Origin of the sequence: Asaia spathodeae NBRC 105894 (assembly GCF_025994195.1) — a bacterium.
In the GTDB taxonomy this organism is placed as follows: Bacteria; Pseudomonadota; Alphaproteobacteria; order Acetobacterales; family Acetobacteraceae; genus Asaia; species Asaia siamensis.
The window spans coordinates 38,246-51,738 of record NZ_BAPY01000005.1; the positions used below are offsets into that span (position 1 = coordinate 38,246).

Annotated in this window: 5 protein-coding genes; all 5 read right to left on the minus strand. The window is 60.9% G+C overall.

The annotated features are described in order from the left end of the window. Window positions 1–7: 7 nt before the first annotated feature. The 5 genes from AA105894_RS04745 to AA105894_RS04765 all read right to left on the minus strand — a co-directional run bounded on the left by AA105894_RS04745 (window position 8) and on the right by AA105894_RS04765 (window position 13,452). Window positions 8–5,023 carry an alpha-2-macroglobulin family protein gene (locus AA105894_RS04745; RefSeq protein WP_267310723.1) on the minus strand — a complete coding sequence of 1,672 codons (5,016 nt, stop codon included), beginning with the start codon at window positions 5,021–5,023 and terminating at the stop codon, window positions 8–10. 158 nt (window positions 5,024–5,181) lie between these two features. Then, window positions 5,182–6,117 (minus strand): Gfo/Idh/MocA family protein, encoded by a 936-nt coding sequence (locus AA105894_RS04750; RefSeq protein ID WP_267310724.1) that lies wholly within the window; start codon window positions 6,115–6,117, stop codon window positions 5,182–5,184. Between the two features lie 223 nt (window positions 6,118–6,340). Then, entirely contained in the window at window positions 6,341–10,861 is a 4,521-nt protein-coding gene (gltB, locus tag AA105894_RS04755; protein WP_267310725.1) for a glutamate synthase large subunit, read from the minus strand. A 5-nt stretch (window positions 10,862–10,866) separates the two neighbouring features. Further along, window positions 10,867–12,327, minus strand: coding sequence for an NAD(P)-dependent oxidoreductase (locus AA105894_RS04760; protein WP_267310726.1), 1,461 nt, complete (start codon window positions 12,325–12,327; stop codon window positions 10,867–10,869). A gap of 177 nt (window positions 12,328–12,504) precedes the next feature. Then, window positions 12,505–13,452: a complex I NDUFA9 subunit family protein gene (locus AA105894_RS04765; protein WP_267310727.1), complete on the minus strand. Its 948-nt coding sequence runs from the start codon at window positions 13,450–13,452 to the stop codon at window positions 12,505–12,507. Window positions 13,453–13,493 lie beyond the last annotated feature (41 nt).

Here is a 13,493-nt window from a genome sequence, read left to right on the forward strand (position 1 = left end):
AGGCCCGTCATCGCGGTGCGATGACGATCCGGCCAGCCGCATTGCGCCCCATCAGGGCCGGGCTGAAGCGATCACGCACGACTGTTTCAGGCAGCAGGAACTGACCCGGCGTGACGGCGCGCACGATATAGGCAAGCCTGAAGTCATTACTCCCCAGAAGACGGCTCGAAGACGGGCTGTAGGTGCCCCCTCGCAAATCGAAAGCGGCAAAGAAGCGGTCATCCTTGAGCGCCACAGCACTTGTTTGCGTCGTCTCGCCAAGGAAAGACGGACCAGCCTTGGGATCGGGCGCGTCTGAATCACTCCCTTCTTCCCCGTCTCGAACAATCTCTGCCTCCCGGCCGCGCAGGACGCTTTCGATCTCCCATCCTGCGGGCAGGAGCTGGGTCAGGACACAGTGATGCGCGTTACGATCCTGCGACTTGCCCTCGATCACCACCAGGAAACGGTCATTCTGACTGCCCTTAGCGGGGTCATAAGGCGCGCCATCCATCGTGACGGTCGAGACCTTCACCGTAAAGCCGTTGCTGATTGCGTCGGGCGCCTCCTTGGGTGTTCCGGTAACCGTGACTGTCATCCAGAGCGGTACGGTGCCGGTATTGCTCAGTTTTGTGCCATCAAGCTTGTCAGCATCGGGAGAAACGGCCAGCGGCAGGGCAATCGGACGGGGTTGTTCGACACCGTTGATGGCAATACCGCGCGCCGAATCGGGCTTGTTCATGGCAGAAGCCGCTTCAAGCAGGGCGGTGGTGGTCGCGTTGCTGATCCAGGGCACCGGCACGTCGAGCAGACCGAAGCGATCCGTCAGTTTCTGGGCAAGACCGTTATTGCCGCTCTCTGCAGCCAGCGACACCAATCCGCCGAGATCACGCAGATAGACCCAGTAATAGGGGTCGAGCATCGAAGGACGCCCGGACAGGGTCGGGCCAAGAGCATCGACAGCCATAGCGAAAAGCGCGTTGCTTGACGGACGCTCGTTGGCAAGCGCCAGACCGCCCGCAATATGACCAAGGGCCAGCGCATCGGCAAAGGTCGCATTTGCCACGGTGTCTCCCCAGAAAACGCGGCTCGATCCGCCCATGCCACGTGCCGAGGCGCTATCGCCCAGAGCACGCAGGGCCGGCGCATCAAGACGGCCAGCACGCGCCAGAACATAAAGCGCATAGGCCCTTGTTTCGGGCGTGACAGCGTTTTCGGAATTATCTGCATGACGATCGTCAATGCCGGGGCTCTGCGCCTGTGATGTCACGAGCCAGTCAAGAGCATGATCCAGCGAGTCCTGAGGCACCGCATATCCCGCCTCTTTCGCGTGGACCAGAAAATCGACGGCATAGATCTGCTCCCATGGGAGAAGCCTGCCATCGTTCAGTCGCCAGGAACCAAAACGCCCCCCGGCATCTTCGCGATCGACCAGCATGGATATAGCCGTGTCGATCCGTTTCTTTGCCCCCTCAGGCACAGTCAGGCGCGCAAGAGCCTCATGCCCCTTGAAGGCCAGAAGACCGCGTGCGGAGGCTGCAAGGCTGGTCGTATCATTGCCATAGCCAGCCTCGAGATTCTGAAGCAGGGCAATCGTATTGAGCCCATGCACACCCGAATAGCCGAGTGTCACGGCCGAACTGCCCGGTTCGAACTGGGCGAGCAGAGAGGCAGAGGCCTGATAGCTCTGGCCTGGGTCCTGCTTCTGCTCGGTCGATTGCGTGATCGGCAAATGACCCGGACGAACCTCGAGATCCCAGTTGCGGGTGAGAATGGTCCGGCCCTGCCTGTCAGCCAGCTTCGCCGTCAGATGGGCGATACCGGATTGATCGGCCTGCATGGATGTCGAAAACGACTGACGCCCCCCCTTTTGCAGATCGGCATCGAATTTGGCTGCACCGGTCAGGTGAACGGGGCCGCTGCTGCTGAGCGTAACCGCATAACGGCCAGCCGCCCCTTCCGTATTGACCAGCGAGACCAGATTGGTCGCCACATCGCCCGGCGCGAGAAAGCGCGGCAGGGTCAGATCGGCAAAGACGGGGTCCCTGACCAGAAGATCGGATTCTGCCGAACCGAGCGCGTCATCGGACCAGGCGGTTACCATCAGATGCAACGTGCCTTCAAAATCGGGCACATCGAGCGGTATGCGGGCATGACCGCTTTCATCAGGCGTGATGACGCCCGTGAAAAGCGAGACGATGCGGGTCGAGGTGACGGAGAGCCCTCCACCCTCGCCGCCTTCATCTCCGCCTTCACGCAGCAATCCTGCCTGCCCGACCGGCGTCATGAGATGAGCATAGCTGTCCTTCACATCCAGACCGAACGCCCTGCGCCCGTAGACCAGGTCGAACACATCGGGGAGCTTCCACTGCGTAAGGGCGAGAATACCCTGATCGACAGCCGACACCACAAAATGCACACGCTTGCCACCCTGAATGGTCACGGGCAGCGTGGCCTTCGTCTGGGGCCGGATGACCTGTGGCGTCTCAACGGCAATCTTCAGCCGATGCGCCGCCTGATCGAGCCCGATATAGGCCAGCCCCACGGCCCGCGAGGGTTCATGGGCGCGAGCGGGTGTGTCGAGCGGGCGGAATGCCGTGATCAGCACATAAGCCCCACCGGGCCAGTCAGCCTGCGCCGTGACCGGAATATCGAGCCCACCCTTGGGCAGGATGACCGTCTTGGCGCTTTGGACGCGATCGGTCGCAATCACGATCTGCGCCTCACCGGCGAAGGGCGCCTGAACATGCACGATTGTCTGACCACCGACGGGCAGCACCTTGTCACGCACGGAGACGCTCAGGCGGTCGGGAGCGTTGGGCCTTTCCCTGCTGTCAGACCACCATCCCGTGGTGAAACGCTGAGACGTTGCCGCATTTGTCGTCGGGTCCGTCAGGATCATCCGATAACGGCCGCCATCGAGCTCAGGTGCAAAATGCACGCGGCCCTGCGCATCGGTCGTAACCGTGCCGTGCTGAAGCGGCTCGTCGATCACATGGCGAACGAAATGCCAGCCGCGCGATTCCGAAATCCAGTCATAGGTCTCGTTCTCGCGCACCAGCGTCCAGGTCAGGGCGCGCGATGCAATGGGCTTGTTGTCAGGGGTCAGGGCAATCGCTTCGACCGGCACGGGCTGGGTCGCGTTATCGCTGCCCATTGGCGGCGTCGTGACCCGCATCCCGATAAGCAGGCGATCCCGTTTGACTGGCACCGAAAGGGTCTTGGTAACGCTACGTCCCGAGGGATCGAACAGGCTCACCCTGATTTCCGCCTTGATCGGCAGAGTAAGACCGCCAGGAAGATCGGGGGACACCAAAACTTTTGACTGCCCGGCATCATCTGTGTCCGGCACCGTGACGGATTGCTGGTCGGGGCTGAAATTCTGGGTTGCCAGACCGAACACAAAGCCTTTCAGGCCCGGCACCGGCTCTTCATCGCGCAGGATGCGCACCAGCCCCTCGCCGTGAAGATGCGCGGCAGGTGCGCCATAAAGATAGCGCCCCTCAATCGTGATCGGCAGCCCCTGACCTTCGGCCAGCTCGTTCTTGCCGGGCTTTGCCTCGACAGCGATGGTCTGCGGCACGAAATCCTGCACGAGAACAGAAGCGCGGCCGATCGGCGGCGATGTCGGATCGACATAGGCCTCAAGCGACCAGCTTCCTGCAGCAGCGCTGGGCGATAGAGCAAAGCTGTTGAGGAAACCGCCGCCTTCCTGCGGCTTGAGCACGAGCGTCTGAGCCTTCACGCCGTCTGGACGACGCAGAATGACGGTCAACGGCAGGGTGTCGAGCGCCTTGCCCTGGGCGTCACGCAGCAGAATGGTCGTATTCACGCTCTCACCGGGACGATAGATACCGCGATCGGTCACGATCACCGCCTGCTGCGGCCCCGGTGCTACATGGCCCTCTGCCCCCCGATCGGAGAAATCGAACCAGGCCTGTGTCAGTGAAACGCTCGTGAAGTCGCCATTCGGTCCTGTCGCCAGAAGCGTAACCGGCTGATCGGCGCCCTTGCCCTTGATCAGCCCGACAGGGAAAACAACCTGCCCTTCGCTGTCGCTGACCGCCTTGCCCAGATCGTCTCCACCCTGGGACACAAGGCGTACAGTGACATTCTTGAGCGGAAGCGCGGTCGACAGGGCGCGCGCATAGACATGCAGACCATCCGTGCCGCGCATCGTGGTCAGGGCGGTGTCGCTCACATTCACCCAGTGAGCAGCAATAGGCAGACCATAATCGTCGCTATCGTCTGATCCATCCGACGCTTTCGGCAATGGCGCTGCAATGCGGCTGTCGCCTTTGGGCGTCAGGGCATTCTCGGCAGTCACAAGATAAAGGCCCGGCTTCTGGCCCTCGATCAGCTTGGCGATCGGAAAAGCGGTGACGACGCCTGCATTGCGGGCGCCCCGCGTCTCCATCGTGCCTGACCAGACCTGGCTCAGACGCCTGCTGCGCAATCTTTCAAACTCATAGGTCTCGAGCGACGTCTGGGTTGTATCGACCCTCGGATAAGTATCCATGCTCGTCATGTTCTGGGCCGCAACGGGAGACAGACGCCAGACGCTGAGCCTCACCCGCTCCATATTGACCGTCTGGACATCGAGACCCGCAGCGCTGCGACGCGGCAGGATGAAACCCTCTCCCGCAAGGCTGAGACTGGGCTTACGATCTCCCGTGGCTATGCTCACCGAGATCGGATCGGCAAGAATACGCCCCTGGGCGTCGTGAATACCGCTGCTGAGGCTGATCTTGTAGCGCGTACTCCAGGCCAGGCCACCCAGGCAGAGATCGTGATCGCTTACCCTGATATCCGGGCGCAGGCTGGGCGTTATCTTGACATGATCGGCATAGTGCGGCCCGGCCTTGCTATCGAGCGACTTGGCGAAACGCAGGCACAATTCAGGACTCTTGCCGCCCGTGTTGAGCAGCGTGCGTCGAAACTGCATGGGCTCTGCCAGAGCCGCGGTACTGCACAGCAGCATGGCTGCAAGAGGCAGGCCGATGGTGACCATGCCGAGCGATCGTTTCTGCGCCGATTTTTTCATCAATTTCATCCAGAACCACAAAACACCGTTGCTTCTTGATGACAATCATTCAGAAAATCGGCAAGTCTCCCCAAGCGGGGTTTTGGCCACTACACCCATGGATGTGATCGTTATTTGATGATTTGAAATAATAATGACAGATAAAGAATGTAATGGTTTCAAATTATTCGTAAGTATCCATCTGGGTTCTGCCTTGTCCCGAATGCCAGGGCATCGGTAACCAGATCGAGCGCACGCAGGTCGAGAGAAGATCGCCCCTCACGGATCAGCGCCGCAAAATGACGGTAGACCCCTGCATATTCGTGCGCTTCTGCCAGAACGATCTCGAGGGAGCCGCGATGAAGCCGCGCGCCCCCTTCTGACAGGATCACTCTCTCCCCATTTCCGGCATGCCAGACGATTTCCCATATCTCGCTTGCCGCCACATGCCGCCAGTCGAATTCTGCCGTGATCGGCAGACCGGTCTCGCTGCCACGCATCGCAAGCCTGACGTGAGAGGGCGCGCGCTGATTACCGTGAAAAGACAGGAGGGCCGCATCGTAGAGAATAGCTTCGGACGACAAGGTGCAGAGTATCGAAAGCGCGTTGATCCCGGCATCGAAAACACCCAGCGCTCCGTCTCGCCACAACCAGTCGGCGCCGGGATGCCATTTCTCGGCATTTTCCTTCCAGGCGATTGTCACGCGCTCGATTGACAGTGTGGGGAGTATCTCCCGGAGTGCCGGGATGGAGGCCGCATAGACAGAATGCCAGGCTGCGAAAATCGTCAGTCCACGCTCATCAGCCAGACGGGACAATGACTCTGCCTGAGATCGGGTAACGGTCGGTGGCTTTTCAAGCAGCACATGCCACCCCGAAGCCAGAGCCTCATGGGCAAGGCCATAGCGCAGAGCGGGAGGTGTACAAAGCGCCACGGCATCAAGCACCAGATCGCTTTGCCTGAGCTCTGCAAGTGTCGCGAAAATCGGCACATTGAGGGCCACCGGCACAGGTGAGACGGCAGCCACGATCGTGAAATCCGGGTCGTTTTCCAGTGCGGGAAGATGCTGCTGCCGGGCAATCTGCCCTACCCCGATAACGGCTATACGGATCATCCGCGCTTCATTCCCGATCGTCTCCGCGATGACCATCATCGGAGTGTGGGGGGAACGTAACCCAGAAGGATGGGGGGTGAATAATAAGGAAACAAACCCAATTCATGGGCAAATGATTATCGATCCGCAGCAGAGGCTCGGTATGACAGGGGGGGGGCGAACCGCATTAAAAAAGGCCGGTATCCTGCGATACCGGCCCTTTTTATGTCGTGAGATAAACTTGTCAGGCCGAGAGCGCCCGCGGCTCCTGCGGAACTTCGTAACCGATGATGCGCGCGTAATCACGCGGCACGACCTGCCAGAAATGCGGCAGAACACGATCCCAGCGATGCAGCAACTCTGCCGCATAGGCGCTGCCGGTCTCATCAGCATGGCGCTGCACGAGCGAGCGCAGCGTCTCTTCCCATGCACTGCCTGCCTCGACACGGCCCCAGAGCAGGGTTTCCGGATTTACCCGCGCCTCGAACGCCTCATTCTTGTCGAGCACGAACGCCATGCCACCGGTAAAGCCTGCGCCGAAATTATCGCCGATCTGCCCCAGGATCACGATCGTGCCGCCGGTCATGTATTCGCAACCATTCGAACCGCAGCCTTCGACGACAGCCGTGGCGCCCGAGTTACGCACAGCGAAACGCTCACCCGCCTGACCTGCCGCGAACAACGTGCCTGCGGTCGCCCCGTAAAGCACGGTATTGCCGATGATGGCATTCTCTTCCGAGCGCCACGGCGCTGTCGGAGACGGCCTGACAACAATCGTACCGCCAGAAAGCCCCTTGCCGACATAGTCATTGGCATCGCCAACGACATCGAGCTTGAGTCCCTGCACGGCAAAGGCGCCGAGCGACTGACCGGCAGACCCACGCAGGCGCAGGGTCAGATGACCCTCGGGCAGGGTCTTCATGCCGAATTTGCGCGTGATCAGCGATGATACACGAGTGCCGATGGCACGATGCGTGTTCTGCACCGTGTAGTGCAAATGCAGCTTCTCGCGATGATCGAAAAGCGGCGTCGCATCGGCAATGACCTGCGCATCGAGCGTTTCCGGCACCTCATTGCGTCCCTCACGGGTGCAATAACGCGCATCCGGTCCCGGATCGGCTTGAACCAGAAGGGAGTTCAGATCCAGATCGTCGAGATAATCGGCGCCACGGGAGACCTGACGCAGCAGATCGGTCCGCCCGATGATCTCTTCCATGCTCTTGAAGCCGAGCTCTGCAAGGATGTTGCGTACGTCTTCGGCGATGAAGGAGAAGAGATTGATGACCTTCTCGGGTGTGCCTTCGAACTTGGCGCGCAGCGCTTCGTCCTGAACGCACACACCCACCGGGCAAGTATTGGAGTGGCACTGGCGCACCATGATGCAACCCATGGCAACGAGTGCTGCCGTACCGATGCCGAATTCCTCGGCGCCCAGCATGGCTGCCATCACCACGTCACGACCGGTCTTGAGACCGCCATCGGTGCGCAGTGTCACGCGATGGCGCAGACGGTTGAGGGTCAGCACCTGATTGGCCTCGGTCAGCCCCATCTCCCAGGGCAGACCCGCATATTTGATCGAGGATTGCGGGCTGGCACCCGTGCCGCCGCAATGACCCGAGATCATGATCGCGTCCGCCTTGGCCTTGGCCACACCGGCGGCGATGGTGCCGATGCCGGTACGGGCGACCAGCTTGACCGTCACGGTCGCTTCCGGGTTGATCTGCTTCAGATCGTAGATGAGCTGCGCCAGATCCTCGATCGAGTAGATGTCATGATGCGGCGGCGGCGAAATCAGCGTCACGCCGGGCGTGGCGTGGCGCAGCTTGCCGATGAGTTCCGTCACCTTGAAGCCGGGCAACTGCCCGCCCTCACCCGGCTTGGCGCCCTGGGCGACCTTGATCTCGATCTCGCTGCAATTATTCAGATATTCAGCCGTGACGCCGAAACGGCCAGACGCCACCTGCTTGATCTTGGAGCTGGCATTATCGCCATTCGCACGCGGCGTGAAGCGCGACGCATCTTCGCCACCCTCACCCGAATCCGACTTGGCACCAATGCGGTTCATGGCAATGGCCAGCGTCTCATGCGCTTCCGGGCTCAGTGCGCCCAGCGAGATACCGGGGGCCACGAGACGACGACGGATCGCCGTGATGCTCTCGACATCCTCAACTGGGATCGACTCACGCACACGGCGGAAATCGAGCAGGTCGCGAAGGGCGGTCGGCGGCTGGCGACGCACGGCATCCGCATAGCGCTTGAACAGCGAGAAGCTGTCTGTCGAGACTGCGGTCTGCAGCATATGGATGAGCTGCCCGCTGAATGCATGCACCTCGCCCTTGCGACGCAGCTTGTAGAGACCACCGATGGGCAGCGCATCGACGCCACCGGCATAGGCGGTTTCATGAGCCTTGAGCGCATTGCGCGCCAGACCCGGAAGGCCGATGCCCGAGATGCGCGACGGCATACCGGGGAAGAACTCGGCCACGAGAGCGCGCGACAGACCGATGGCTTCGAAATTATAGCCGCCACGATAGGCCGAAACGATCGAGATGCCGGATTTCGACATGATCTTCAGCAGGCCCTTGTCGAGAGCCTTGCGATAACGCTCAACCGCCTCACGCAGCGAGAGATCGCCGAATAGTCCGCGCTGCAGACGATCGGCAATGCATTCCTGCGCCAGATAGGGGTTCACAGTTGTGGCGCCCACGCCCACCGTCACCGCCATGCCATGTACGTCCATCACATCGGAGGAACGGACATTGAGCGAGGTGAAGGTACGCAGCGACTGACGCACGAGATGGATATGCACGGCTGCGGTCGCGAGGATCATCGGGATCGCAACGCGCTCTTCATTCTGCCCCTCATCGGAGAGGAAGAGATGGGTGCAACCGCCACGCACATAATCTTCCGCCTCATGGCGGATACGGGCGATGGCATCGCGCAGCCCGGCCTCACCATCGGCTGCACGGAAGGTACAGTCGACCGTCGCACCATCCTTGCCGCAGAAATTGCGCAGCGCCTCGAATTCACCCGTGGTCAGAACCGGGCTCGGAAGCTGAAGCAGGTCGCATTGCTCGGGCGACTGGTCAAGAATATTGCCCAGATTTCCCAGACGCGTGACGAGGCTCATCACGTTCATTTCGCGCAGGGAATCGATCGGCGGATTGGTGACCTGACTGAAGCCCTGGCGGAAATAATGCGCCAGCCCGCGATAGGTGCTCGACAGCACCTGAAGCGGGGTGTCGTCACCCATCGAGCCAATGGCCTCTGCCGAGGTCTCGACCATGGGGTGGAGAATGGTCTCCATCTCCTCATGGGTCAGGCTCATGGCCAGCTGGCGACGACGCAGCTGGTCGGCGGTGAACAGGACAGGCTCAGCCACATCGCCACGCACAACCGAGCTGATATTGCGGATATGCTTCGTCCAGGCTGTGAAATCCTGACGTTCAGCCAGAAGGTCGAGCAGTTCCTGCGGCGCGTAGAGCTTGGCTTCCTGCAGATCCAGACCGAGCGTTTCCCCCGGCCCGAGGCGCCCCTTCATGCGGGTATTGGCGTCCTGCACGCGCACCATACCGGCTTCGGAACCCACGATCAGCAGATCGTCCTGCGTGATGGTGTAGCGTAGCGGGCGCAGACCGGCGCGGTCCAGACCAGCGACAACCCAGCGACCATCAGTCGCACAGATAGCTGCCGGGCCGTCCCAGGGCTCCATCACGGCATTGCAATAGGAGAACAGCGCACGATGCTTGTCCGTCATGGACGCGCTGCCACCGGCGCTGGCCGGCACCATGAGCGTCTTGGCCATGGGGGCGTCACGACCCGCGTGGGTGAGCAGCTCGAACACGTTGTCGAACATCGCCGTATCCGAGCCCGCAGCCTGCACCACAGGTTTGAGGTCGTTCATGTACGGGTCGAGTTCGGCATTCGCGAGACGGGTCTCGTGGCTGCGCATCCAGTTCACGTTACCGGAAAGCGTGTTGATCTCGCCGTTATGCGCCAGACGGCGGAAAGGCTGGGCCAGCTTCCAGGTCGGGAAGGTATTGGTCGAATAGCGCTGATGATAGATCGCGAAGCGCGACACGAAACGCTCGTCGAGAAGATCGGGATAGAAATCCGTCAGGTTCTCGGCAAGGAACATGCCCTTGTAGATGAGCGAGCGGCAGGAGAGCGAGCACACGTAGAGATCGACATGCGCCTTGGCGGCTGCCTTCTCGATGCGGCGACGAATGACGTAGAGATCGCGCTCGAACTCGGCCTCGGAGCGGTTGAGGCGGTTGCGCACCATGATCTGTTCGATCTCGGGACGCGTCGCATTGGCCTTCTCGCCGATGCAGGCCGTATCGATCGGCACCTGGCGCCAGCCATAGATGCCGTAACCGAAATCGAGAATTTCGCTCTCGATGATGGCACGACCTTCTTCCTGCGACGCAAGATCGGTCTTGGGCAGGAAGATCATGCCAACGGCAATGCGCCCTTCGATATGATCGTCACCCGCGCTGTGGATGGCTTCGGCAAAAAAGTCCTGCGGGATCTCGACATGGATGCCGGCACCGTCACCGGTCTTGCCATCGGCATCGACCGCACCGCGATGCCACAGTGCCTTCAATGCGGCGATACCGGCCAGCACCACGTCGCGACGGCGCTTGCCATCAAGAGTAGCCACAAGACCCACACCGCAGGCATCACGCTCCATGGTCGGATCGTAAAGGCCTTCGAGGGCGCGAACATTGTCCTGATAGGACTCGATATAGCTCTTCTCGGTCATGGCCCTTACTCCGCCGCCACCAGTCGTGCGGCCTGATCTGCTGTCGCGTTCTCTTTTGCAGAGAGGAATTGGTACATTTCTGCTGCGGCTTCACGCCCGTCCCGGATGGCCCAGACAACAAGCGACGCGCCGCGCACGATATCGCCGCCTGCAAATACGCCCGGCACACTGGTCTCGAAGCGACCCGGCGTGACCTTGAGCGTGCCCCATTTGGTGACGGCCAGTTCGGGGGCCTTCCACTCACCGGGCAGGTCTTCAGGATCGAACCCGAGCGCCTTGATGACGAGATCGGCCTGAATGGCAAAGCTGCTATCGGGCATTGCCTCGACCGATTGACGGCCAGAGGCGTCAGGCAGGCTCAGGCGCATTTTATGAGCGCGCACCGCAGTGACAATGTCGTCACCGAGAAAGGCTTCCGGCGCAGCCAGCCAGGCGAAATTCACGCCTTCTTCCTCGGCGTTTTTCACTTCCTGCACCGAGCCCGGCATATTGGCGCGGTCACGGCGATAGAGGCAGGTCACCTTCTCGGCCCCCTGACGGATGGAGGTGCGTACGCAATCCATGGCGGTATCGCCACCACCGATCACGACAACATGCTTGCCTCTGGCATGAAGAACGGCATCATCGCCCGGCGTCTCGTCATAGCCGCGACGATTGGAGGCCGTGAGGAAATCGAGCGCCTGAACAACACCACCCAGACCGCTGCCCGGCACCGAAACTTCACGCGAACGGTAGACGCCAGTGCCCAGAAAGACCGCGTCGTGTTTCTCGCGCAGGCTCTCGAACGAGGTCTCGCCCGCAGCGCTGCCGATGGGTGTGGAGAGGTGGAACACGATTCCCTGCGCCTCAAGCAGCTCGTGGCGGCGGGCGATCACGTGCTTTTCAAGCTTGAAGCTGGGAATGCCATAGACCATCAGGCCGCCAATACGGTCGTGACGATCATAGACGTGAACCTGGTAGCCCAGGGCGCGCAGCCATTCCGCAGCGGCCAGACCGGCCGGACCAGCGCCAACGATACCCACGCTCTGAGCGCGCTCACGGGACGGGAGGCGCGGTTTGACCCACCCCTCCTCGAACGCGGTTTCAGTGACAAATTTCTCGACTGCGCCGATCGTGACGCTCTCGAAATCCTTCTGGATGACACAATTGCCTTCACACAGACGGTCCTGCGGGCAGATACGACCGCAGATTTCCGGAAAGGTGTTGGTCGCCGATGACAGGCGATACGCCTCTTCCAGACGGTTCTCGGCGGTGAGCTTCAGCCAGTCGGGGATGTTATTGCCGAGCGGGCAATGAACCGAGCAGAACGGCACGCCGCATTGCGAGCAGCGGCTCGCCTGCTGCTCGGCGCGATCAACCGCAAAGGCTCGGTAAATTTCGCCGAAATCCTCACGTCGTTCGGCGGCCGCGCGCTTCTCAGGCATCTCCTGCGGCAATGAGACAAACTGCAGCATCCGTTCGGCCACGTCACGTTCTCCCCATGAGCGAGCAGGCGCGACAAGCGCCCCTCGAAAACATGACGCAGAGGTAAGACAAGGCCAATTGGGCGATAAGTCATTAATGCTGACCCATCACCCAGCAAACGGAGCTTTTTTTCGATTAAATTTTACCCAAGCCCCAAAAATAGGTCCGAAACGGACCATTTAGTTGAGAAGCGTTCTCAACACGCTGATTTGGTTCAGATATTCCGGCGCCCGATCATAGACACTCTGAGGCGCGACTCCCAGCGTTTGCAGCGTCAACGCGCCGCTTGTCACGATATTGTCTTGTCCAAGCATGGCGAGTTGATCACGCGTCAGCAGCTTGCCCGGCAGATTTTCGAAAACGCGCGCCTGCGCCATCGCAAGAGCCTTTGGCACGGGAAGCAGACGCGGTTTGCGACCGACCGCCTGCGCGACGAACGCCATGATCTCCTCCATGCTCATCTGATCGGGGCCACCCAGCTCGAAAATGCCGCCGCTCGTTTCAGATGTCTCTGCCTCACCGGTCAGGCAGAGACGCGCTGCCTCCGCCACATCTTCCACAAACACCGGCTGCAGGCGGGTTTGCGGATAATAGACAGGCAGGATTGGCAGCAGCTTCGCCATAAGGCCGAACATGTTCAGGAAACTGTCCTGCGGGCCGAAGACAACACTCGGGCGCAGGATCGTAGCCTCGGGAAACGCCTCACGCACGCGTCTCTCGCCCTCGTCCTTGCTTCTCCCGTATTGTGAAGGCGCATCCAGTGCCGCGCCGATGGCCGAAACCTGGACGAAGCGGTCCACCCCTGCTTCTCGCGCGCGTTGCGCCACCCTGCCGGGAGCCTCGGCATTGATCGCCCTGAAGCTGGCCTTGCCGTTTTCTGTCAGGATCGACACCAGATTGATCGCCGCCTCGGCGCCATTCAGCGCAGCAGCCACTGACGCAGAATCGGTGACGCTGGCATAGACCGGCAGGATGGCCCCCGCGGGGCCCTCGGCCACCAATCGAACCGCCTTGTGTGGCGCACGCGACGCCACGCGAACGAGATGTCCCCTCGCTGCAAGCTGGCGCACCAGTGACCTTCCGATGAAGCCATTCCCGCCGAATACGGTGACGACAGAGCCTTGCATGAAAAATTTCCTCTTTTTTTCAAAGGGGGGTGTTGACGCCC

What these genes read in the sequence shown, in the direction of transcription:
- AA105894_RS04745 (WP_267310723.1), bottom strand. Translation starts at nt 5,023, where the DNA reads ATGAAAAAATCGGCGCAGAAACGATCGCTCGGCATGGTCACCATCGGC.
- AA105894_RS04750 (WP_267310724.1), bottom strand. Translation starts at nt 6,117, where the DNA reads ATGATCCGTATAGCCGTTATCGGGGTAGGGCAGATTGCCCGGCAGCAG.
- gltB (WP_267310725.1), bottom strand. Translation starts at nt 10,861, where the DNA reads ATGACCGAGAAGAGCTATATCGAGTCCTATCAGGACAATGTTCGCGCC.
- AA105894_RS04765 (WP_267310727.1), bottom strand. Translation starts at nt 13,452, where the DNA reads ATGCAAGGCTCTGTCGTCACCGTATTCGGCGGGAATGGCTTCATCGGA.